Raw genomic sequence first — 25,057 nt, 5'->3', positions numbered from 1 at the left:
TTTTAGATGAAGTCATAAAATATTTCTATTTCAGGTTTTGACTATTCAAAAAAGTCCAACTCCGCAATGGCGGCTGAGGTATGATCTCCGGCAATGGTTTTGGATTCAATTCGGATGAATTTTGCGGTTATGGGCGATTCAAAATTGTGACGTCTTGTGACGGGGTCGTTGATAAGATTGCCAAACTCAAAATCTTCCACTTTTTTCCAATCGGTACCATTGCTGCTGATACTGACGGAACCTACTTCGATCATGCCGTCAGCGTGCGCTGTTTGAGGAGTATAGGCAAAACCGCTTAGCGTTTTAACACTGCCTAAATCAATTTCCAAATGATGTTTTTGATTGGAGCCGGAATTGGATTGCCAAAAGGTGCCAGGATCTTCATCAATAGTCAAATCGGCGCCGTGATTTTCAGTTTCACTGTCTGCCCGAACAATTTTCCATTGATTTTTTAATAGTCCAAAAGTTTTGGCGGCCACGCTTCCCATTTCCTCTTTTTCGAAGGCCGCTGCCTTTACTTCGACTGAAGCAGCCGGAACCGGTTCGGTATATAGCTTGGAGTTTTTGGTAGGGATGCTTCCATCAGTGGTATATCGTGTTTCGGTCTTGGAATTTAAATTTTCCACTGCGTTTTCACCATGGGGTTTCCAAGCAAAATCGTGTTGCTTTGGCGCTATTTTTAATAATCCCTCCTTAGATCTTGAAATTTCAAGTTGAGGAGGCCGGGTGTTGTAATAATGGGCTGAGATATTTGCCAGAGCTGGATTGGCCCTCGATTCCGATATTTGGATTTTGAATTGATCCGATGTGACCTCCGGGAATCTCAGAATTCGTTTATAGCCCACATTGGTAGCTTGCGCCAAGGTGACCCAATCCCCATCAACCTTGGCTTGTACCAAGTGTTTTTCAATCCGTTCCCCATGACTTTGTATAGCCTCCTGCAATACTAGCCGGTTAATAGTGATGGGTGATTTGGTGTTAATGATAATTTCGTTGGAGGTCGGAGTCAACAACTCATAACTTGCTGTATTTCCGTCCAAGACGGCTTTGGGTCCTTTTGCATCTTGAAGCAAATTGCTTTGATAGGTTTCCGCAATGCGTTGTCCTACCTCTTCCAAAACCCTAACATCTTCTGGGGAGAACTTTCCATCGCGGTTTGGTGGGATGTTCAACAAGAAAGTGGAATTTCCGCCTACCGATCTTTCATAAATGTCAAAAACATCATCAGCACTACGCACTTTTTGGGAGTCCTCATCCCTATAAAACCAACCTTCCCGAATGGAGGTATTGGTCTCTGCTTGTTGATAGTGCAAATACTTAGCATTGTACAATTTTTCCCTGCTACCAATATCTTCTTCCATAATATCGGCAAAGCGGTTCATCTCATGGGGATTGGTCTCGTATGGAACTACGTTCCATTCCGTATCCCGGGTAGCCCCGGCCTCGTTCCCGCACCATCTTATATCTTGCTTTCCGAAGATCACTGCTTTGGGAGCCAATTCGGAAATCAGCTCTTTCCAAGCCAGGTAATTGTATTTTTGCCCGCCTTTCCGTTTGGGATGAGCTCCGTCAAACCACACCTCATGAATAGGACCGTATTCCGTTAACAGCTCAAATAACTGGTTAAGAAAATATTCATTGTAATCATCCACATTGAAGGTGAACGTTTTTTGGTTTTTAAAGGGTCTGCCTTCAACGGGTCTTGGGATAACACGGTCGGAGTATTCACTTAGATTCCCATAAAGGCCTTCTGCGTTTTCTATTTGATACAAGTCTGCAGGGGAGAGGTAAACCCCCAATTTTAGCCCGTTTTTTTGACAAGATTCTGAGAGCTCTTTTAAAATGTCACCCTTACCATCTTGGTAGGGAGTGGACATAATGCCATGTTTGGTATACCTACTTTGCCAAAGCACAAATCCGTCATGGTGTTTTACCGTGATTACCACCATTTTCATCCCCGCTGCCTTCATAGCTTTGCACCACTGGTCTGTATCCAAATTTTGAAGATTGAAAATCTTGGGGTCTTCAAATCCGTTTCCCCATTCTTTTCTTGTGAAAGTGTTCGGACCGAAATGGATAAAGGCAATAAACTCATTTTTTAAGGCTTGAAGCTGATTTTCAGTGGGAACTACGTGTGCTGCCTTAAGAATTATGGAATCTTTAGAGTCGTCATCGTCAATGGCAATGGTGGAACTCGTGGCCATAAGTAGTTTTTCTTCTTGTTTACAAGAAATTAAAGCTACAACCACAATGGCTAAAAGAAAGATTTTTTTCATGATAAGGTTATACTAATCCAATTAATGATCTGATAAATAATTTTGAAGTTCATGGGTTTTAGTACAACCTAGTTGTTCCATGACTTGCTTTAACTGTGTTTTGAGGAGGGAAATGGTATGATCACCACCAGCCTTTCCCAGAGCGGCGGCTCCGTACATAAAGGAACGCCCCATAAAGGTGAATTGTGCCCCACTGGCCAAGCAACGAGCCACATCTGGCCCTGAACGGAGACCACTGTCCATCATTACCGTAATTTTATCACCATAGTTTTTGGCAATGCGGGTCATTGGCTTTATCGTAGATTCTCCAGCATCTAATTGCCGTCCACCATGATTGGATACGATAATCCCATCCAATCCCATTTGAAGCGCCAGTTCGGCATCGTGTTCACAGGCCACACCCTTTAACACCAGTTTGCCCTTCCATAAATCACGAATGGGCTTAATTTTTTCCATATCCATTCGCTTGCTAAACATTTGGTCCATGAATTGCCCCAGTTGCTTTAGGTTCAAATTACCTGGCATATAGGGTTTAAGGGTTTCAAAGTTCGGTTGCCCATGGCGTAAGGTCTCGAAAGCCCATTGCGGTTTACCTAAAATTTGCAGCATGTTTCGTATGGACATTCTGGGAGGCATGGAAAGGCCATTTTTGATCTCTTTAGGCCTGAATCCGAAGGTTGGGGTATCACAAAGCAATACCATTACGGGGCATTCAGCTGCTTGCGCCCGTTTAATCATGTCGTTCCTAACCGCTAGATCGGCAGGATGGTAGAGTTGGTACCAGGCCTTACCTTCCGTTATCTCGCTTATACTTTCAATGCTACTGGTACTCACCGTACTAAGAACAAAAGGCACATTGTGTTCTACTGCAGCTTTAGCCAAAATTTCGGCCGAGTTGGGCCACATTAGGCCTTGTAACCCTACAGGCGCAATCCCAAATGGAGCCGAATACGTATGCCCGAAAAGTTCCGTTTCTAGTTGAGCTTGCGTGTAGGTGTCCAGATAATGTGGAATCAATTCCACATCCCTGATTTCCCGAGTGTTTTTTCGAATGCTTACCTCTTCGTTGCAACCTCCATCCAAATATTCAAAGGCAAATCGCGGAATGCGTTTACGTGCTTTTTCCCTCAATAAATCAACAGAAGGATATTTTGGGTTAAATGCTATTTGCTTTTGGTTTCGCATAGGGTAAGGTAAACTATTTGTAGGAACCTTAAATATTACTCAAATGCTCTGGCTTGTTGTCTTGAACTACCCAGACCTTCAATACCCAATTCCACCACATCACCTGGTTTAAGGTATTTTGGCGGCTTAAGTCCCAGTCCTACTCCTGCAGGAGTTCCTGTAGAGATGATATCTCCGGGAAGCAAGGTCATAAATGAACTGATATAGCTTACTAAAGTGGGGATATTGAAAACAAAGTCCGAAGTGTTGCTATTCTGAAGCTCCTCTCCGTTCAGTTTGAGCCATAAATCAAGATTGTGTGGATCTTCAATTTCATCCTGGGTTGCGATATAGGGTCCAACGGGAGCAAAAGAATCACAACTCTTGCCTTTGACCCATTGTCCACCACGTTCCAATTGAAATTCGCGCTCACTATAGTCATTGTGGAGGGTGTAACCAGCCACATGATCCATTGCCGATGCTTCATCCACATATAAGGCTTTTTTACCAATTACAACTGCCAGTTCAACCTCCCAGTCTGTTTTTTGACTGTTTTTGGGGATAACCACATCATCATTAGGGCCAACAATGGACGAAGTTGCCTTAAAAAACAGCAAGGGTTCCTCTGGGATGTCCATGCCGCTCTCCGCTGCGTGTTTGGCATAGTTGAGGCCAACGCAAATAATCTTGGAAGGACGAACCAAAGGAGGTCCTAACCGGATATCCTCTCCTACAACTGGGCAGTTTGCTTGATTTAGGGAAAGCCATTCTTTCAGTTCTTCCAATCCATCTCCTCCAAAAAATTCCTCGTCATAATCCCGGCCAAATCCGCTGATGTCCAAACGGCTGCCGTTTTCGAGTTGAACCCCTGGTTTCTCATGCCCTTCGGCTCCAAATCGTATTAATTTCATATGTTTTGTTTAAGGTAGGCTTTTGCCTTTTCAGGATAATTTATGGTGTACATTTTTCAAACATGTGTCCAAAAGAAATGCAAGCATTTCATAAGGCTATGAAACCACCCGGTTCAAATAGTATTGTTATGATCCAGCACCTCAGCTTGCCAAACAATTCCATCCGGAAATTCATGATCTATCAAAGAATCTTCTTTCATCTCAATACTGTATCCCGGTAACTGGGGTGGCATATAGCAGCCATCCTTTATTTTCACTGGATCTAAAAAATGTTCGTGGAGGTGATCCACATATTCAATGATTCTGTCTTCCAATGAACCGCTAATGGCAATAAAATCGATCATGGATAGGTGTTGAACATATTCGCACAGACCAACACCTCCTGCATGGGGACACACAGGGATACCGAATTTGGCGGCCATAAGGAGTACCCCTAAAATTTCGTTGACACCTCCTATTCTACAACTATCTATTTGACAGAAACCAATGGCATTGGCCTGCATTAATTGTTTAAAGATAACCCTGTTTTGGCAGTGTTCCCCTGTGGCCACTTTAATGGGTGCAATGGCTCTGGCAATTTTGGCATGACCAAGCACATCATCCGGACTAGTAGGTTCCTCAATCCACCATGGGTTGTATTTGCCAAGTTGCTCCATATTGGCAATTGCTTCATCCACATCCCATTTCTGGTTGGCATCCATCATGAGCTTCAGCTCCTCTCCAATCTCTTCACGGATAATTGCCGCACGTCGCAGGTCATCCGCCAAATCCGAACCCACTTTCATTTTCATATGCTTAAAGCCAGCATCCCTGGCCTGTCTGCATAGCGTTCTCATTTTCTCATCAGAATATCCCAACCAACCGGCTGAGGTGGTATAAGCTGGATACCCAAATTGGGTAAGGTAATCTATTCGTTCCTGTTTGGTGGCAGCATTTTTTTTAAGCAATTCCAATGCTTCTTCTGGGGTGATGGCATCGGTGATATAGGTGAAATCGACACAAGAAACCAATTCTTCCGGAGTCATATCGGCCAAGAGTTTCCACAAAGGTTTTTGTTCCACTTTGGCATAAAGATCCCAAACTGCATTTACCAAAGCCCCAGTGGCCAAATGTATAACCCCTTTTTCCGGACCTAACCAACGAAGTTGACTATCTCCGGTGATCATGCGCCAAAATTGGGCCATGTTGCTGGTAAAACTATCCAACGACTTGCCTATAACAAGATGGGAGAGGGACTGTATGGCCGCCACGCAAAGTTCATTCCCCCTCCCAATGGTAAAAGTCAAACCATGTCCTTGAAGTCCTTCCGCGTGATCTGTTTCCAAAATCACGTAAGCAGCTGAATAGTCCGGATCTGGGTTCATGGCGTCAGAACCATCCAGATTCCTACTGGTGGGAAAGCGTACATCTTTGACTGAAATGTTGGTTATTTTGGTTGTTGGCATAGCAAAAGTTATAGATCAAAGATACCCTCGGCAATATGCCCAACTTTTCATTTTATCGCCTTTTATGGTACTTTTTTTGCCAATTTGGTAGCTCTATGCCTGAATGTGCTTTTTTCTGTATTGGGAAGGAGACATTCCAGTTATCCTTTTGAACTGTCTGTTGAAGTTAGAAATGTTGTTGTAGCCGGACTCGAAGCAAATACGGGTAATATTATACTTGTCCTCGGAAATCAATTTACAGGCGTAGCCTACACGAAGTTCGTTTAGATATTCCTTAAAAGTCTTTCTATTGACTTTCTTAAAAAACCTACTAAAAGCCGAAGGGTTCATACTGGCTACCCCGGCAACCTCATTTAGGGTAATAGACTTGTTGAAATTTTTAAATATAAATTCATAGGTCTTGTCCATACCTTGCCCTTTAAGCCCTTTTAGAGTGCTTAAATACCCTTTGCTAGACAGAAGAATCTTCTTTTCGTGCTTGGCAAGACCATTGAGAATCTTAATAAAGCTGATCATCCTTTCAAAAGGATCTTTATCCACAAGGAGCCCTATTTCATTTCTAATGGACATGTCAAGGTCAACAAATTTAATGCCCTGTTGGGCGGTATCGACAAGATTGTTTATTGCCTTAAGTTCTGGGGCGTTTAAGAATTCATTGCCTAAAAAATCCCTACGGAAATGTACAGAGTATCCCTCGGCAATTAAATCTGAGCTTTCACCAAAATACTGCTCGTCATTTAGCCACATATGCGGTAAATTGGCGCCAATAAGCACAACTTCTTCCTCTCGAAATCTTTCTATGCTATCTCCGATAAATCGTGTGCCTTCACTTTTTAGAATATAAACCAGTTCCAATTCAGGATGAAAATGCCACAATCTTAAGAAATAGGGGTAATAGTTATGTTTTGCAGAGAACGAGTTATCCCTTAAACTGCTTCTATCCAGGAATTGAAGTTTCATAAAATTGTATAAAAAGTATGACTAAATAACGAGTTTTTTAGACGGAAACATCATCTATTGCAAAAAAAGTACAATATTCAGTGGATTTTTTATAGTTAACACATTGGATTTTTGATTTAATTGTAACGGTTTTCATTGTAGTTTGACCCTAGTAACAATGAATAAACGTATAGGGGTCAGGCAGTAAATAAATAATTAATAGTTTGATTTAGTTGAGTTTAAAAAGGTCGAGTCAATCGGCCTTTTTTAATGATTGAAAATTACGGTTTGGAGATGTTGATGTATTTTGAATCGTTGGTTTTCCGACGCGACTTTAGTCAGAGAAGGCACTTAGATTAAAAGTTAAAATATGTATCAACTTTTGGAAAGCTCACGTGAGCTTTTTATATTAGCCGTATTCAAAACCCTATGAAAAACAACATTACCATTAAGGATGTGGCCCGGGAACTTGGGATTCATCACGTGACAGTATCGCGTGCATTGCGTGATACGGGTTCGGTAAAGAAAGAAACTAGGGAGTTGATCAAGGAGAAAGCCAATGAACTGGGATACAAACCAAATCGCTTGGCCCAAGATTTCAGAAATAAGCGGAGCAATGTACTGGCCGTGGTCGTTCCAGATATACGGCCTTACTTTTTTGCAAAGTTTGTTTCGGATTTTATGGAAACGGCCCAAGAAGCGGGTTATACTGTGATGATATTCCAATCGAGTGAAAAACCTGGTGTTGAAAAGGAGATAATTGATTCCTTAATAGGCTATAGGGTTTCTGGGGTAGTGGCGTCCGTGACTAAGGATACAATCCATGAAGGTCATTTTGATGCTCTAAAGGATGAGAACATTCCGTATGTGTTCTTTGATCGTGCGCCCGAAGAATCTAGAGCTTCGCAGGTTGTGGTCAATAACTACCAGGGGGCCTATGATGCCGTAACGGCCATGGTGGAGTCCGGAAAAAGCAGGATTGCCTACATTTCCACGCATTACCAACATCAGATTTTTGCTGAACGATTGGCAGGATATAAACAGGCCCTGAAAGACCACGGTTTACCAGATAACCCAAATTTGGTGGCCGAAGGAGGGTTTTTCATGAAAGACGGTTTTAACTTGGCGAAGCAGCTGATGGCATCAAAGGAAAAGCCAAATGGAATTTTGGCTGTAAGGGATGAAATTGGAATAGGCGTGATCAAGTATTTAAAAAATGCTGGAATGCGGGTCCCAGAAGATGTAGCCGTTATTGGATTTGACAACGATCCCATGGGAATCGCCTGCGAACCTGAGTTGACCACCGTGCAACAATGTATACCGTCCATGGTTTCCAGTTCTTTTGATTTGCTGCTGGGTCATATGGACAATAAGGTGATGGGTTTTGAGAAGAAAATAATTGAACCCAAAATAATATTTAGAGGGTCGGCATAAATTTTTTGAACAGAAGCGCACACGTGAGCATAGAATGTAACATTGCAATGGATAATGAAAAAGGAAATTTCGCGATCAAAAGAATTCTTTAACTTGACTATGATGTTTGGGCGCATATATAAAATAAGGGTAATTAGAAAATTGGGAGGACTATGTTTTTTCGGTGTTCTTCTTTTTTCTTGCAATACATCCGACACATCCTACGAACCCCTGCCTAAACATGTAGATTTCAATTTTCATATACGGCCCATACTGGTTCAGAACTGTTATTTATGTCATGGTCCGGATCCCAGCAGCAGAAAGGCGGAATTAAGATTGGATATCTATGAAGGTGCCACCGCCGCATTAAGGGAGGGTGGTTTTGCCATTGTTCCAGGAAAACCGCGCAAAAGTGAACTTATGTTTCGCATCAACCACGAGCATAAGGACAAAATCATGCCGCCCCCAGAGACCAATAGTGTATTGACCCAACGTGAAAAAGATCTTCTGGAAAAGTGGATCAAGCAGGGAGCGGAATGGAAACCACACTGGTCGTTTATTCAACCTAAAGTAGCGGAGGAATATCACGAAGCCAAGATTGATCAGTTTATTGACGAGGCCATAGAACAGAAAGGGCTGCAAAAAGCGCCATTGGCCAACAAGTATACCTTGATTAGAAGAGTTGCCTATCTATTGACCGGGTTGCCGCCGGCTACTGAGGATGTTGAAGCATTTGTTTTGGATTCATCGGAACAGGCCTATGAAAAAATGGTGGATCGGTATTTAGATTCACCGGCTTTCGGTGAGCGGTGGGCCAGGCATTGGATGGATTTGGTGAGATATGCGGAGACCAAGGGCCATGAATTTGACTATCCCATTACAGGGGCTTGGAAATACCGCGACTATTTGATTAGGGCATTCAACAACGATTTGCCCTATGATCAATTTTTAAAAGAACATTTGGCTGGCGATCTTTTGGAAGAGCAACGATATGATTCTGAAAGTGGACTTTTGGAATCACAAATTGCCACAGCTTTCTACGCTATGGGAGAGGGAACCCATAGCCCGGTTGACATTAAACAAGACGAAGCCAATCGGATTGACAATATGATTGATGTCACCACCAAAACCTTCCAAGGGTTAACCGTGTCCTGTGCAAAATGCCACGATCACAAGTTTGATCCGATTACCGCAGCGGATTATTATGCCCTATATGGAGTTATGGAAAGTACTCGATTTACCCCTTTGGATGCAGATCAAAACCTTGCCAAGGAAATTACGGCAAAAGAAGTACTGGGGATTGAGGCCTACGTGCAAAAAACGGTGGCTGATAAAATAGCTGAAAAATACTCCGAAATAGGCTTAAACAACGAAAAGGCACCTTTGGAAACTTCCAATTATAAGACCCTTGGGGATTTCAGGGGCGCCGATTTGGATGGTTGGAGCACAACAGGTGTGGCCTTCGGAAGTGGAACAACGCTAGGCAATCCCACCATCCATCCAGCAACTGGAAAGTTAATGAAACTGGATGAAGGAAAGGCATCCAGCAGGATATTTGGTTCGGGTAAAATGGGAACACTAAGATCCCCTGATTTCATTCTGGATACGGATTTTATTGGGGTTAGGACTAGGGGAAAGCAGAGCACAATTCGAATCATAGTCGACAATTTTCAATTGATACAATGGCCTATTTATGGGGGACTTACCCAAGAAATCAACAATGCCAAATGGGAAGATTATACTTTTAACGTGGAGCCGTGGAAGGGACATAAAGCTTACATAGAAATCCTTCCGGGAGAGTACCAGCAACACAATTATAAGCTCCATCCAGAGGCCTTTGTAGAGGCTCAATATGCCATTTCATTTAATGGCGATTGGCCTTCAATGGTCGCATCAATGCAGACAGAATCCTCTACTGCATTCTCGGAAAAGCAAGTCAACAGGTATAATAACTTGCTAAAAAAGGGTCAAATGAACCTGCACTTCCCAGAGTTGATTACCGCCCTGGACAGTACCAAGAATTTGTCAAAAACTATCGAGAACACCGCTTTTATTTATGGAGTTTCCGATGGGTCAGCCACCAATAGTCCAGTATTTATTCGCGGAAGGTATCAAGAACCCTCAGAGGAAAATGTACCCCGTAGATTTTTGTCCGCACTCCCGCACGGTAATGAACCGTTCCAATCAAAGGGGAGTGGGAGATTGGAACTAGCTGAAGCCATGTTGCAGGCTGATAATCCGCTTACAGCAAGGGTGATGGTTAATCGTATATGGCACCATCTGTTTGGAAAGGGTATCGTGGAGACCGTTGACAACTTTGGACTTCAGGGAAAGCTGCCAACCCATCCTGAACTGTTAGATCATCTTGCCATTACCTTTCAAAAAGAGGATTGGTCCATTAAAAAAATGATTCGGTACATGGTTACTTCCGAGGCTTTTAAAAGAAGTGCAATCACAGAGGGGGAAATGTCCGAAAAAGACCCTAACAATCTCTATTTAGCCTCCTTTCCCATCAGACGATTGGAGTCAGAGGCAATTCGAGACGGTATTTTGGCGGTTTCCCAAAGTTTGGATTCCACCCTTTTTGGACCCCCAATCCCAACCTACCTTACCGAATTTATGGGAGGGAGAGGTAGGCCTGAAGAATCAGGGCCGCTAGATGGCGCTGGCCGAAGAAGTATCTATCAAGAAGTAAGGCGGAACTTCCTGGAACCCATGATGACCACTTTTGATAGGCCCATCCCATTCACAACTTTTGGAAGGAGGGATGTGACCAATGTTCCTGCACAGTCGCTTATTCTGATGAATGACCCCTTTGTGATTCAGCAATCAGAAATTTTGGCCCAAAACCTACTGGCCCAAAAAGAACTGTCCTTTGACCAGAAAGTTGCATGGTTGTACATGCGCACCTTCTCTAGAAAACCAACTGAAATAGAAGTGGAAAATGCTTCCCGATTCATGAATAAGATAACAGCAATGAAAAAATCGGAATTGGATAAAGCTGATTTGGATTTAGAAGTTTGGAAGGAGTATTGTCACAGTATTTTTAACCTAAAAGAATTTATATACCTGATCTAATGAGCAAATACCACAATTTTATGCGAAAGCCACTTTCACGTCGTGAAATGTTGTCCATATGCAAAGGCGGATTTGGTTCTTTGGCTTTTATGAGCCTGTTCGGGGTTTCCACCATTTCCTGCAATCGATCCAAGTATGATGCTCTAGGTTCAGGTTCCGATATCCTTTTGGGTCCGCATTATCTACCTAAAGCCAAGAATGTTGTTTTTCTATATATGGACGGAGGGGTTTCCCAAGTAGATTCCTTTGATCCCAAACCCCGTCTTGCCAAAGAAAATGGTCAAGATCCCCGTAAAAAATTCAAAGTGGATGCGACGCAGTTTGATAATGTGGGCAAGATTCTAAAGAGTCCTTGGGAATTTAAACAATATGGGGAGTGTGGTATGCCCGTTAGTGAGCTGTTTCCGCATATAGCCAACTGTGTAGATGATATTGCCTTGATCAGGTCCATGACTTCACAATTCCCGGAGCATACCAATGCCAATTATTTCCTGCATACGGGAAGCGGTCTGCAAGGGAGGCCTAGTATGGGCTCTTGGATGACCTACGGGTTGGGAAGTGAAAACAAGAATATTCCAGGCTACGTGGTTTTGGATGGAGGATTGATTCCTCCAGGGGGGCTTGACAACTTTAAGAACGGATTTTTACCAGCATCGTACCAAGCTTCCATTCTGAGAGCCGGTCCGCAACCTGTGGCCAACATCATCCCTAAAGAACAAATTCCCAATCTTCAAGAACAAAAATTGGATTTCATCAAAGAGCTGGATGAAAAACAACTGAATGCCATTGGGGAAGCCGATGCCATTGAATCGGCTATTTCCAACTATGAACTGGCGTATAAAATGCAGTCCTCGATTCCGGAATTAACCGAATTCAAGGAAGAAACGGAAGCAACAAAAAAGCTCTACGGATTTGATTCCGATGACCCTCATACCCGTGGATACGCTGCCCAATGTTTATTGGCCAGAAGATTAGTGGAAAGGGGTGTTCGGTTCATAGAACTAACCTGTCCCAAGGTCAGTGCAGATCGTTGGGATCAGCATGGGGATTTAAAAGACGGACATGAGAAAAATGCCCATGCCGTAGATCAACCCATTGCCGGACTACTAAAGGACTTGAAATCCAGAGGTATGCTTGAGGAAACCCTAGTGGTTTGGACAGGTGAATTTGGAAGAACTCCCTTTGCCCAAGGCTTGAATGGACGTGACCATAATCCGTCGGCATTTAGCATGTGGATGGCGGGGGCAGGGATAAAAGGCGGAACTATTTTCGGAAAAACAGATGAATACGGCTACCGCGTTATTGAAAACGAAGTTACCATACATGACATGCACGCCACCATAATGCATTTGATGGGCATTGATCATGAGCGCCTCACTTTCCGTTTTGGTGGCCGTGATATGCGGTTGACCGACGTGCATGGACATGTAATCAAAGATATTTTAGCATAAACAAACACAAAATGAAAACAAATTCAATTCTAAAGATTGTTGTAGCCCTATTTTGTTTGATACCTGTAATGGCCATTGCACAAAAATCCACGTCGGGAATCAGCCATTCTTTTTTTATTGCAGGCCCTCAGTTTACAGGAATCATAGATGAGGCAGGTGAGGTGGTTTGGGATTCCCAAAAAGCAGGTGCAAGAGATGGTTATGTGCTAAAAAATGGAAATATCTTGGTTTGTTGGGCAGATGAGGTAAAGGAATTCAATAAAAAAAAGGAAGTTATCCTTAGCTATAATCGGGCCGAAGAACATATGGAATTGGGAACTGCTGTACGACTTTCCAATGGACATACTTTGATAACGGAATCCGGGACACAACCCAGAATTGTGGAAATCGACAAAAAGGGAGAAGTGGTAAAAAGTGTTCCGTTGCAACCGGAAACCGACAATGTACATATGCAAACCCGAATGGCCAGAAAGCTCAAAAATGGAAATTATCTGGTACCGCATTTACTCGCATTTGCGGTAAAGGAGTATCAACCTGATGGAACTGTGGTCAATACATTTAGTACAGATTTTAAAGAATATGGAGGACGTACGGCAGAGACCTGGCCGTTCACGGCGATTCGGTTGAAGAATGGCAATACCTTGGTCACCTTGACCCATGGAAATAGGGTGGTTGAGTTGGACGCCGAAGGGAATATTGTTTGGGAAATTGATAATTCATTGTTTTCGGAAAAACCTTTGGTAGACCCCTGCGGTGCGCAAAGATTGCCCAATGGAAACACGGTAATTGCAAGTTATGGAGCCCAAAAAGGAATCAAGATGTTCGAAGTGGATCCAGACAAGAACATCGTTTGGACTTACGAAGCCCATCGGGCCCATCATTTTCAAATATTAACCACCAATGGTAAACCCATAAAGGGCGCACCACTCAAATAAGGAACAGGATTGCTAACTATTTTACTCAACAGCGCTGGGGAAGCACCCGCTGATATTCTCATTTTTTTTGGTAGGATACACCCCTTGGTTGTTCATTTACCTATTGGCTTTTTGTTGTTGGCTGTATTGGTGGAAGTAGTTGCAAAAAGACCAAAATTCCAGCCTTTGGGAAATTTCACCCACTATTTGTGGGCCTTGGGAAGTCTAAGTGCTTTGGTGGCGGTGGTCTTGGGGTATTTTCTTTCCTTGTCTGGGGATTACAGTGAAAATACCTTATTCTGGCATAAATGGGTGGGTGTTTCGGTTTTTGTGTTTTCCCTTGGTTGCTATTACATATCCAAAAAACAACTGAAGCTTCCGTTCTATGGTAAATCTTTGCTCATCGGACTAGTTGTGTTTGCGGTTTTTTATACAGGCCATTTGGGAGGAAATTTAACCCATGGCTCCACATACTTATTGGAATATGCCCCCAATGTTGTCCGAAATCTTGCAGGAATGCCTGACAAAGCAGTTCCACGAAAAAAAGTGACCGTGCTGGATTCTGCGGATGTGTATTTGGATTTGATATCACCAATAATGGACAGCCGTTGTGTAAGCTGTCATAACAAGGATAAAAAGAAAGGCGATTTGGATTTGACCACTTTTTCAAGTCTGATGGCAGGAGGGGAAAGCGGTGAAATTTTGATTCCTGGAGATCTCAATTCCAGCGATCTGTACAGGCGAATAACATTACCGGAATCCCATGATGATTTCATGCCCTCTGAGGGCAAGCCGCCACTATCCGAGGAAGAGGTGACCCTGATAGGATGGTGGATCAGCGCCCAAGCCCCGGCAGAAGGTTATTTTACGGCATTGAACCCGGATCAGGAAATGCAGGATTTGGTTGAAAAGTATTTGGGATTGGATAAGAACAAACTACTAAATCAACAAGTTGAAGCTCCCAATCCGAATGTTGTGGATTCGTTGACCAACCTTGGTTTTATCTTGAATCCATTGATGATAGACAATCATTTTTTGGAGGCCAATTTTAGCTTGAGTGAGCATGAGTTCACTGATAAAGCTTCCGAAACCCTACTTCTGCTCAAGGACCAAATCATTTGGCTGAATTTGAGCAATTCCGGGATTGAAGATGGGCACTTGCAAAAAATTGGTCAATTGGAAAATATAATCAAACTGAATCTGAGCAAAAATGAAATTTCTGATGAAGGTCTGACCTATCTCTCCAATTTGACAAATTTGGAATCGCTAAATCTGTATAAAACGAGTATTTCTGTTGGATTGCTGGAAGTAATACCAAAACTCACAAATCTGAAACGGCTATATATTTCGGAAACCATGGCCGATAGTACCGTGGTAAATCAATTACAGCAGCATAAAGATTTAAGAATAGAATTTGATTGAATTACCACAGTCAAATTATACCTTACCTACACGCACAGGTCTATTTTCTTGTAAGGATTGATTGGCCGCCTCTGCAATGGTCATAGCCCTAAGGCCGTCTTCCCCAGTTACGGGCATAGGTCGTTTATTGATTAGCGCATCCACAAAAACTCGAATCTCCTCAAGGTATGATGTTTCGTATCGATCTATAAAAAAGTTCAATTGACGATCTAAGGTAGAACCAGATTCTGTGGCAATACTCACATTGCTTTTTAGTGGATTGTCCACTTTTATGACCCCTTTGGATCCAAAAACCTCCAAACGTTGATCGTACCCGTATTTGGTTTCCCTACTGTTTTCTATCGTCGCCATCACACCGTTTTCAAATTTAAGCAGTACTGTGGCAGAATCAATATCGCCGGCTTCGCCAATGGCTGGGTCTACCAGACAGTTGCCCGAAGCATAAACTTCAACCACTTCGCAGCCCATAATAAACCGAGCCATATCAAAATCGTGGATGGTCATATCCTTAAACAGACCCCCGGATTTTTTAATATAGGAAATGGGAGGGGGTTGGGGATCTCTGCTAACAATATGCAGATTACGCAAATCTCCAATGGTACCTTTGGATATGTTTTCCTTGACCTTGGCAAAGTTGGTGTCAAATCTTTGGTTGAAGCCGATCATTAAGGGAACATTCAATGCGGAGATTGCGGCAACGGTTTCCTTTGCCTTGTCCAAGGATTTGTCAATGGGCTTTTCGCAGAAAACCGCTTTTCCAGCTTCCGCCGCTTTGACTGCATATGTTGAGTGGGTATCACTTGGGGAACTGATAAGCACAGCGTCAATTTTTGGATTGTTGAGAATGATGCCAATGTCATCTGATACGTTGGGGACTCCTAAGTCGTGTGCGAATTTTTGGCCCTCTTTCCCAGTGTTGACCGCGGCTACCAAATGCACGCCGTCAATCTTTCTGGAAAGATTTTCGAGGTGGATTTTTCCCATTCTACCTACCCCGATAATTCCAATGTTTACCATGCAATACTGTTTATATAAATATACGTTTCATAGCCTACAAATACAACAGAATTTTGTTGTGAAAACAAGGAAATTCCCTTTGATATTGAGGGCTTGAGCCAATTTTTGTTATTAAGAACATATAGCAGGTGAGTTGGATTTGGAAAAAGAAAAATCATCTATATAAGATGGGATAAAATCTAGATGAATTAGGGCGAAAACGAAGTGGGATAAGTCACGGATTCCTTCAACACCACCTAAAAAAAAATTGACAAAGTCAATGTGATCTTAGTAATGTTAATTTTTTAAATTTTGGTAAACAAAATGTGTTAAATGCAAAAAAAGTACATAAAAATGCCAAAAAATGGTAAAGCCCATGTTTGGTTTTTTCTATTACTTTGGCTTTAGGATTTTTTTGCTGATGATTTTTATGTAGCATTTCCGCAATGACCAAACAAACAAAAACGTTCCTCCTACACACTGATGAGGCCCTTTTAAATCGTTTGCAAAATAACGATGAAAGTGCCCTTACGGCTTTTTATGATAGGTATTGGGATGCGGCATTTTTGGCTGCTTACAACATCTTGAAGGATAAGAAACTTTGCGAAGACATTGTTCAGGATGTATTTCTGGATATATGGAACCGCCGCCAAAAAATAAAGATTACCACAACGTTCAAGAGTTATTTTTTTTCCTGTGTGCGCTATCAAGTTTTTGCGCAGATACGTAAAAAGAGCAAAAATGTTCGGGTTGAGGTATTCGAAAACCTTGAGCCACGGGTGCATTATGGGTGCCCAGAATCCGAATATTTATACCAGGAGTTGGTTGCCCAAGTGAACAGCAGCGTGGAACAATTGCCAAAGAAGTGCCGGGAAGTGTACAAGCTGAGCCGGCACGAACAATTGACACATGCAGAAATTTCAAGCCGCTTGGACATTTCAACGAAAACCGTTGAAAACCATATGACCAAAGCCCTTAAAATATTGAGAAATACTGTGGGCAATTTTCTGATTCTTATCAGTTTTCATCTCTTTTAATTCCTCTTTCCGCATCCAATATTTCCCTTTGGATTTAGCCCTTTGATAAAAAAACTGAAAAAAATTCATTTTTAAATAGGGGATACCTTCCATAATTGACACTATACAGTAAAGGCCCATTAGAGGCGAATTGATTCGTATGGATAAAAAGAGCTTTTTAACCTTATTGGAAAAACATCTAGAGGGAAAAACCACTAAGGAAGAAGAAAGATTTTTGCTTAACTATTTCAATAGTTTTCAGGAGGATGACTCTGATAGCTGGCCCAAGGAATTGGGAAATCGACAGGAGTTGAAAGATAGGATGTTGAATCGTTTGACCGAGGGGATTGCACAAAAATCCAAAAGGAACATTAAGGTGAAAACATTTAGACCAAAAATGTGGCTGAAATATGCAGCTAGCGTGGCGGTTGTTTTAGGGACACTCTATATTATCCAGCATTTTAAGGAAACGGGATTCTCCACTATTTCCAATACTGACAATTCAGATGCCATAGTGCTGAAATTGGACAATGGCAGTATGGATGTGATTTCCGAAAACGACCAAAAAAAAATTACTGATTCCAAGGGCAACGTGGTGGGTTATCAAAAGGGAAATACCATAGCTTACGAACAAAAATTAAGCCCTAAAGAATTGGTTTACAATGAATTGAAAGTGCCTTTAGGTAAAAGGTTTGATTTGGTATTGTCAGATGGAACCACGGTAAAGGTCAATGCGGGAAGTACCATAAAATACCCTGTCCAATTTATTGATGGCAACCCTAGGGAAGTCGAAGTATGGGGCGAGGCTTATTTCGATGTTACCAAAGATGTAAACCGTCCATTTTTGGTCAATGCCAATAATATTCAGGTGGAGGTGTTGGGGACCAAGTTCAATGTGTCATCCTATCCTGAAGATGAGGATATCAGCACAGTGTTGGTAGAGGGCTCGGTGAAATTATCGGCCAGGAATACGGATGAAATTCGGGGTTCCCTAGTTATTAAGCCAAATCAAAAAGCATCCTTGAACAAAAGAACAGCTCAAATGACCGTGACGGAAGTAGATACGGATATCTATACCTCCTGGATCAACGGCAGGATTGTCTTTAAAAACTGTCCATTTAAGAATATCCGAAAAAAGCTGGAAAGACGATACAATGTTTCAATTATCAACAATAACAGCTCTCTGGAGGAAAAATACTATAACGCTTCATTTGACATTGAGACCATTGAGGAGGTAATGGAAGCTTTTAAAGAGAATTATGCTATTGACTATGATATATCAAACAACCAGATAATTATTAATTAAAACTAACATTTACATGACCAAAAACTAACGAACCAAAAAATCACAAAATCGGAGGATGGGCCAACATCCTCCGATAGTCAAACGTGATTCAACCTAATGTTAAACCACAATAACGCTATTAAAAGTATGAAAAAAACAACTAATTCGGGTGTGCCTTTATGGGGCATCCCGAAATTTGACCTCAAAATGAAACTGACAACAATTTTGGTAATTGTTTCGTTTTTCCAAATTCAGGCCAGTACATACTCTCAAACCACAAAAATTTCGTTGGACCTAACGCAGGTGAGGGTAGAAAAGGTTTTGGACGAGATAGAACGAAATACCGATTTTAAGTTCTTGGCAGATACCCAGGAAGTCAATCTGGGAAGAATTGTTTCCATCAAAGCGAAAAATGAAAGGATTAAAACAATCTTGGATAGAATTTTCACTGATGGCAATGTCGTTTATTCGATATTGGGCAAACAGATCGTGCTAAAAAGGAACACACTGATGCAAACTGATGGCAACAATCCAGTTGTCCAGAGATCCATATCCGGAACCACGGTAGACGCTGACGGGCAACCGCTTCCGGGTGTAAATGTTATTGAAAAAGGAACAGGCAATGGTACCTCCACTGATTTTGATGGTAATTATACCATTAACGTGTCCAGTGATTCCGCCACCTTGGTGTTTTCCTATGTAGGTTTTGTCACTGTAGAAGTTCCTGTTGAGAATCAGACCACAATCAATGTGACCATGAAAGAAGACGCAAGTCAGTTGGATGAAGTAGTGGTAACTGCATTGGGTATTAGAAAAGACGCTAAGGCACTGGGTTATGCGGTTTCCAAGGTGGATTCCGAGCGAGTTCTTGCCAGTGGATCTCCTGTTAATGCTTTGCAATCACTTTATGGAACCGCTTCTGGTGTGCAAGTAGCCAGTACGGCTAGCGGACCTACTGGTGGTTTTAAAATCAACATTCGTAATGCCGTATCCTTTGACCAGAATTCTACCACACGGCCTTTGATAGTTGTAGACGGGATCCCAATTTATGATCAAGACACTGGGATTACTCGAAATGCAAGAACGGGAAGGGACAATGGAACGGGAATAAATGATATTAATGCGGAGGACATTGAGTCCATGGAAATCCTTAAAGGGGCAAAAGCCTCTGTGCTTTATGGTAGTGAAGGAGCCAATGGGGTAATATTGATTACAACTAAATCCGGATCCAGAAGTAGGGGCCTTGGTATTAGCGCTTCCATGACCACGACCATCGAACAAAGTGCGTTCACACCAGTCCTTCAAGATCAGTACGGAACGGGACGTAGCGCAAGTATAGATGCAAACGATGACCAAGGCTTTTATATCAATGAAGTGGGCGAAAGGGCGCTTGATGTTAATGGCCCTGGCTTCGGCCCTAGGTATGATCCCAGTGTACAACTTCGCTGGTGGGATGGTTCTCTTCGTCCTTGGCAACCTACAAGAAAGGATGTTTTTGAACAACTTTTTAGAACAGGGAGTCAAAGACTTCTCAATGTTGCTGTAAGTTCAGGTGGAGAAAAGGGTTCTGTTCGTTTTGCATACACCAACATGGATTACAAGCCTATTACGAGAGGTGGAGATTACGACCGAAACACCTTTAGCGTGAATGCTTCTTATAAGCTTAATGATGCCATTTCACTTAAATATGTGGGTAATTATTTTGTGACCGATAACCTAAATGCATCTTTTGAGGGGTCTGCTGACTCACAAGGTTCCACCTCTAATTTGGGGGGGTATACCCGTGATGTTGACGTAGATCTTTTGAGGAGGTTCCTGGTTACGGAAAATGGATTTAACTTTTTCCGAGGCGAAGATCAGCAAAGGGAATTTATCTCCACAGGGAGACAAACTGTGGTAGGCTCCCTTTGGGATTGGACCCAGAATGAAAGTGAATTTAGACGTATTCATGGTATACAGTCTTTGACCTTGGACGTAACCTTGAGCAAGGTCTTTAGTGCACAAATCCTTGCTGGGATAGATAATACGGATGAAAGAAGTATTTATAGAGGTAAGTTGGAAGACCCCAGCTTAATAGGGCCAAATAGTGGCTCAGTGTTCAGGGATCAAAATCGTGAGATTAGAAGGTCCTATATTCAAGGAACACTTAATTTTGACACTACCTTCAATGATTGGGGAATTTCCGGTCTTGTTGGTGCCATACATAGGGATAATCGCTTTCAGACTAAAGGAGCTGAACGTATTGGTGGATTTGTAATCCCTAACTTTTTCTCTTTTACCAATCTGCCTTCCGGTCAACAACCCAACTACATTAATGATAATGGACATGATGTACTTTATGGGGTTTTGGGATCTGTTCAGGTAGATTGGAAGGATCAAATTTTTATTGAGGCGCAAGCTCGTCAGGACTGGTCCTCTATCCTACCTCCAAACAACAACAGCTATTTTTACCCAGGTTTAAGTACCACTTGGATCGCTTCCAACTCCTTGAATCTTCCTTCATTTGTTAAGTTTTTAAAACTGAGGACTTCTTGGGCAGATGTAGGAAGGCCGGGGCCATTATATTTTGGTAATGTAAACCTTGGAGTATCCCAATCTGGGAATGGATTCATTCTAAGTCCTCCAAGTTCCCTACCTCCAATCGATGCCCAGTTTGTACAAAACCTGAAGCCGGAAAGAAAACGTGAGTTTGAAGCAGGTCTCGAAGCCTTCTTATTTGAAAACCAAAGAATAGGTATTGACTTCTCCATATACAGAGCAAATACCTATGATCAAATTATGGCGATTACTGCTCCACCAGGACTTGGGGTAAACACCGTTAGGGTAAATGCAGCCGATGTACAAAACACCGGATGGGAATTGGGACTTAGGACCAAGCCTATCTTCAACAAGAATTTCCAATGGGGATTGGATATGACCTTTGCGTCGGCCCAGACCAAAGTAAATGGTCTAACAGATGATCTTACTTCCCAATTGTTGTTCGAGAGAAACGGCCTTAACTATGTTGCCGAAGTTGGGGGAGAATACGGGACGATCATCCAACAACAAGGATTCCGGAACTACATAAACCCATCCGATGACAACGATCCCAATAATGGCGCTCGCATTGTTGAAAATGGTGGGGCCCGCTATGCATATAGCAGGAGCAGCAACAGAAAGGTTGGAAAATTGCTTCCCGATGTTACAGGGGGTGCGTTCAATAGATTTAGCTATAAGAACTTCACTTTAGTGGCCAATATAGATTATTCTTTTGGAGCGACTTTCGTAAGTGAAGCTGAAACATACATGTTGGCCGCAGGAGTCTTGCGTGAAAGTTTGCCCTTTAGGGATGCCGCTACAGGAGGTCAAGCCTATTATATAAATGATGAAGGTACCAGAGTAGCCGGAACAAACCCAGGAACAGGGGCAACCTTTAACGACGGAGTTATATTGGATGGTGTACGTACCGATGGGACCCCAAATACCCAGGTTGTATCCGCTGAGGATTATTATGGATCATCTTACTTTTCCAATGGCTTCTTCCCGGAAGATCGAATTTTTAAGAGTGATTATATAGCCTTACGTAATGTGTCGTTGGATTATAGGCTTCCCCTTATTGCCCAGAAAATGGGGTTGTCGGAAGCAGTAATCTCTGTTTTCGCCAATAATGTTGCTTATCTGTATAAAGCTGCACCCAATTCTATTCCCGAAGCTAGCAATGGAACTGGTTGGTCGGCTGGTGCTTTTTCTACCACTGCATTACCCTTGCAGAGATCATTAGGATTGTCCTTAAGAGTTAAACTATAAAATTGCGTATTATGAAAAATGTATTAACTAAATTGACTTTATGTGTTCTGGTTTTGGCCACATCCTATAGTTGTCAAGATCAGCTAGAGGAGCTGTACCAAGATCCAGACGGTTTTTCCAAATCCCAAGCAGATGCGGCCGGCGTAAGTATTATTGCCGGATACTTTACCTCCCAGTTGACCCAAGGATTTTATCTAAGGGGTGATTATGGTGCCCAATATCATCAGATGCGAAGTGGATCTCGTGTAATGGGAACCGGGGTGCAATTGTATTATATGGCACCTGAAGCATTTGGTGTTTCATACACCTTACGGGATGTTGAAAACGATTGGGGATCCAATGGGTTTAACCGATCAGTTTTTAATCAATTGAACAGTAATTGGGTTAAGGGTATCCTTTGGGCTCAAAAGGAGTTCAATAACATTGCAGAAGCGGATCGTTCCAAGTTGGATGTCCTTTTTATGCGATTACTACATGCCTTGAAGGGATATGCCTATCAACGAGGAATTGACGGGTATGACAATGTTCCATATTTTCAGACCGGGTCTGCTGGAGCCTTGGATGGGGAAAGAGCTGAATGGTTGGGTCAAGAGGAAGTGTACCCTATTATAATTGCTGAACTGGGTGAAATTGAGGAATATTTATCCACTTTGGAATTGGATGCTAGCGAGCTAAGTGTTTTCCAAAATCAGGATGTTATTTTTAATGGTAGCATTATGCAATGGCGGAAGTACATTAATTCCCTAAGATTAAGATGGGCCATGACGGTTAGCGAAAGACTTCCAGACCTTACCACGGCAACTATCAATGAATTGGCCGGAAAACCACTTTTTGATGAAGCCAATGATGTGGCTGGATTAGCGGATATTGCTATTGTTGATCCCTCCCGCTTGCAGCGTGAATTGGGAATAACTAGGGCTTTTCGGGAAAGAGCAGATGAATGTCGTGCTCCAAAACGTTATTTGGAAGATGCTATGTTTTGTATCCCAACGGAAGAAAGTGTGGTAGTGGAAGGAGAAACCTTGTACTATTTTAGTGGTGATAATGCCGCTGAAGGACTTGAGAACGGTACAGTGGATCCTAGAATCAAGTACGTTTTCTCTTCGGATATTTTAGGGCGATATATCGGTGCCGAGACCAGCTGGGATAATGGTAGCGACCCCAATAGTTATTTGAACAAAATAATTCGGACCTATTATATTAACGATCCCATTATGACGGATGTAAATGTTACTGAAGTTTCTTTTGGTTCCGAAGATGGGGACGAGCAAACTATTGCGCTAAGCGCAGATTTGGAGGGTACCTTGGTAGGTCGAGAGGCCTTTTTGCTAGATGCTTTCCGTGGGTACCTTACAAGTTCTAGTGATACTAATTTTCAAATTGGTACTGACAATAACATGATTGCAGAATTCAACGTGCGCCCTTTGTATAATTTTGACATTAGATACCCCACGTTGCATGCTGTGGAAACTGAGCTTTCACTGGCCGAGGCTGCAGTACGTGGTTTTGGAAATGCTGGATCCGCTCGTGAACATTATGCAAATGCCATTAAATTGTCTTGTGATTATTGGTATGACATTAATAATGACAACACCTATAGCCAGCAAACGGTGCCTGCATTCCCAAGCAATATGGATCCTTCCAGAATTGAAAGGGATAGACCTTCAAAAGAATATGATGCTGCTGCTTTTGCTGAATACGCCGCCCAGCAATTCGATACGATGACAGATCAAGAGAAGGTTCAAGCCATCTTCAATCAATTGCAGTTGCACTACGGATTATTCAATTTTGAGGTGCCATGGACATCTGCCAGACGTTTGATAAGCTATCTAGGAGATAACCCTGGATCACCTTATGAAACATTTCGATGGAAGGAGCGCTTTTTGTACAATCCAAATATTCAGGCTACAGATCCAGCGGCTTGGGCAATCATTAGCCAAACAGACGATCCTGATATTCCAGTTTGGTTTACCGGACGGAATACCAAATGGAAAAATGTACTTGAATAAAATCTAAACATGATCGAATAGATATCACGAAGCCAAAATGATTAGAACAGTTCCTGTTGTAAGTAAAATTTTAGCTTCTAGTCACGGTCAATAAATAAAATAAACAAATGAAGAGAGTTTTTTATGTCATCCTTACATTGGTTTTGGTAGTTTCTTGTACCAAAGATGATGAAGGGTCTATATTCGGAAATGCAAGTGGAGATAATGGCAACATACTATCCGGTATCACCGTAAAGCTGTATTCCGAGAATACAGCCTTGCTCCAACAAACAACAACAGATGCAGAAGGTAACTTCAACTTTACGGGCTTAGATGCGGCCAATTATTATGTAGGTGCTACCATTACTGTTGGTGATGTTGTTTGGGATACAGGTAATACTCCCCAAATTGTGTATGTAGGTGGAGAAGTTGCAAAGGAAGTTGTACTTACCTTGAACCAGAAATAGCGGGCTTACTTTGTTTTAAAAAACTAGCAGTTATTGAAACAGAGTTCGCAACGTATATTGTTTGAGTTATGTTAGTTGGATTGCCGGCCATTTATGGCCGGCTTTCTTTTTATGTAATACTTAGGAAATTGGTAGTTTTTTGAATTAAAAAGAAAATAACATTCCATAAAAAAACCCTTACATAGTAAGGGCTTTAGTACTCGAGGCGGGACTTGAACCCGCACGGCCACAATGGCCATTGGATTTTAAGTCCAACGTGTCTACCAATTCCACCACTCGAGCTTGCCTGCCAAGGCATGGCATTGGACTCCAAAAAAAAACTCCACCCGTAAGCAATGAGCGGAGTTGAAGTCGAGCGAAAAACGGGATTCGAACCCGCGACCTCCACCTTGGCAAGGTGATGCTCTACCAACTGAGCTATTTTCGCATTTTAAAGAACTACGCACCCCTTTTCGCTGGTGCGGATGCAAATTTAATATATTTCTTCAAATCCGAAAGAATTTTTA

The 25,057-nt window shown here is 42.3% G+C and carries 16 protein-coding genes and 2 tRNA genes; 10 read left to right on the top strand and 8 right to left on the bottom strand.

Annotation, left to right across the window (positions count from 1 at the left end; all coding sequences use genetic code 11):
• Positions 1-41: 41 nt before the first annotated feature.
• The 5 genes from FGG15_RS17740 to FGG15_RS17720 form a co-directional block, all read right to left on the bottom strand.
• Positions 42-2,276: an alpha-L-fucosidase gene (locus FGG15_RS17740; protein ID WP_138838816.1), complete on the bottom strand. Its 2,235-nt coding sequence runs from the start codon at positions 2,274-2,276 to the stop codon at positions 42-44.
• Positions 2,277-2,297: 21 nt separating this feature from the next.
• Positions 2,298-3,461: an alpha-hydroxy acid oxidase gene (locus tag FGG15_RS17735; RefSeq protein ID WP_138838814.1), complete on the bottom strand. Its 1,164-nt coding sequence runs from the start codon at positions 3,459-3,461 to the stop codon at positions 2,298-2,300.
• Between the two features lie 35 nt (positions 3,462-3,496).
• The gene (locus tag FGG15_RS17730; protein WP_138838812.1) at positions 3,497-4,351 is read right to left on the bottom strand and encodes a fumarylacetoacetate hydrolase family protein; all 855 of its coding nucleotides are present in this window, start codon (positions 4,349-4,351) and stop codon (positions 3,497-3,499) included.
• Between the two features lie 113 nt (positions 4,352-4,464).
• Positions 4,465-5,796: an L-fuconate dehydratase gene (locus tag FGG15_RS17725; RefSeq protein WP_138838810.1), complete on the bottom strand. Its 1,332-nt coding sequence runs from the start codon at positions 5,794-5,796 to the stop codon at positions 4,465-4,467.
• Positions 5,797-5,889: 93 nt separating this feature from the next.
• Positions 5,890-6,756, bottom strand: a complete 867-nt coding sequence (locus FGG15_RS17720; RefSeq protein ID WP_138838808.1) for an AraC family transcriptional regulator — start codon at positions 6,754-6,756, stop codon at positions 5,890-5,892.
• A gap of 408 nt (positions 6,757-7,164) precedes the next feature.
• Here FGG15_RS17720 and FGG15_RS17715 point away from each other — a divergent pair, with 408 nt between their 5' ends.
• Genes FGG15_RS17715 through FGG15_RS17695 form a run of 5 tightly spaced genes read left to right on the top strand, consistent with a single transcriptional unit; the run spans position 7,165 to position 15,013 of the window.
• Complete coding sequence (locus tag FGG15_RS17715) at positions 7,165-8,169, top strand: LacI family DNA-binding transcriptional regulator (RefSeq protein ID WP_138838806.1); 1,005 nt, start codon at positions 7,165-7,167, stop codon at positions 8,167-8,169.
• A 54-nt stretch (positions 8,170-8,223) separates the two neighbouring features.
• Entirely contained in the window at positions 8,224-11,226 is a 3,003-nt protein-coding gene (locus FGG15_RS17710) for a PSD1 and planctomycete cytochrome C domain-containing protein (protein WP_237561865.1), read from the top strand.
• Positions 11,226-12,677 (top strand): DUF1501 domain-containing protein, encoded by a 1,452-nt coding sequence (locus FGG15_RS17705; RefSeq protein WP_237561864.1) that lies wholly within the window; start codon positions 11,226-11,228, stop codon positions 12,675-12,677. The genes FGG15_RS17710 and FGG15_RS17705 overlap by 1 nt, the downstream gene beginning before the upstream one ends.
• 11 nt (positions 12,678-12,688) lie before the next feature.
• Complete coding sequence (locus FGG15_RS17700) at positions 12,689-13,612, top strand: beta-propeller domain-containing protein (RefSeq protein WP_138838804.1); 924 nt, start codon at positions 12,689-12,691, stop codon at positions 13,610-13,612.
• A gap of 9 nt (positions 13,613-13,621) precedes the next feature.
• Entirely contained in the window at positions 13,622-15,013 is a 1,392-nt protein-coding gene (locus FGG15_RS17695) for a c-type cytochrome domain-containing protein (RefSeq protein ID WP_138838802.1), read from the top strand.
• A 15-nt stretch (positions 15,014-15,028) separates the two neighbouring features.
• On the opposite strand, the gene iolG is transcribed toward FGG15_RS17695, so the two are convergent.
• Positions 15,029-16,030 (bottom strand): inositol 2-dehydrogenase, encoded by a 1,002-nt coding sequence (gene iolG, locus FGG15_RS17690; protein WP_138838800.1) that lies wholly within the window; start codon positions 16,028-16,030, stop codon positions 15,029-15,031.
• 425 nt (positions 16,031-16,455) lie between these two features.
• Here iolG and FGG15_RS17685 point away from each other — a divergent pair, with 425 nt between their 5' ends.
• The 5 genes from FGG15_RS17685 (at position 16,456) to FGG15_RS17665 (ending at position 24,551) form a co-directional block, all read left to right on the top strand.
• Positions 16,456-17,046, top strand: coding sequence for an RNA polymerase sigma-70 factor (locus FGG15_RS17685; protein WP_138838798.1), 591 nt, complete (start codon positions 16,456-16,458; stop codon positions 17,044-17,046).
• A 139-nt stretch (positions 17,047-17,185) separates the two neighbouring features.
• Positions 17,186-18,331, top strand: a complete 1,146-nt coding sequence (locus FGG15_RS17680) for a FecR family protein (RefSeq protein WP_138838796.1) — start codon at positions 17,186-17,188, stop codon at positions 18,329-18,331.
• Positions 18,332-18,517: 186 nt separating this feature from the next.
• Positions 18,518-22,096 (top strand): SusC/RagA family TonB-linked outer membrane protein, encoded by a 3,579-nt coding sequence (locus FGG15_RS17675; protein ID WP_161991987.1) that lies wholly within the window; start codon positions 18,518-18,520, stop codon positions 22,094-22,096.
• 11 nt (positions 22,097-22,107) lie between these two features.
• The gene (locus FGG15_RS17670; RefSeq protein ID WP_138838792.1) at positions 22,108-24,105 is read left to right on the top strand and encodes a SusD/RagB family nutrient-binding outer membrane lipoprotein; all 1,998 of its coding nucleotides are present in this window, start codon (positions 22,108-22,110) and stop codon (positions 24,103-24,105) included.
• A gap of 107 nt (positions 24,106-24,212) precedes the next feature.
• Entirely contained in the window at positions 24,213-24,551 is a 339-nt protein-coding gene (locus tag FGG15_RS17665) for an SdrD B-like domain-containing protein (RefSeq protein WP_138838790.1), read from the top strand.
• A 197-nt stretch (positions 24,552-24,748) separates the two neighbouring features.
• Here the strand turns inward: FGG15_RS17665 and FGG15_RS17660 are convergent.
• Both FGG15_RS17660 and FGG15_RS17655 read right to left on the bottom strand, forming a co-directional pair.
• Positions 24,749-24,833 (bottom strand) — tRNA-Leu (locus tag FGG15_RS17660).
• A gap of 72 nt (positions 24,834-24,905) precedes the next feature.
• Positions 24,906-24,978 (bottom strand) — tRNA-Gly (locus FGG15_RS17655).
• Between the last annotated feature and the right edge of the window lie 79 nt (positions 24,979-25,057).

Origin of the sequence: Flagellimonas algicola (genome assembly GCF_005937185.1) — a bacterium.
Classification (GTDB): Bacteria; Bacteroidota; Bacteroidia; order Flavobacteriales; family Flavobacteriaceae; genus Flagellimonas; species Flagellimonas algicola.
This window is presented reverse-complemented; position numbering and strand designations above follow the sequence as displayed.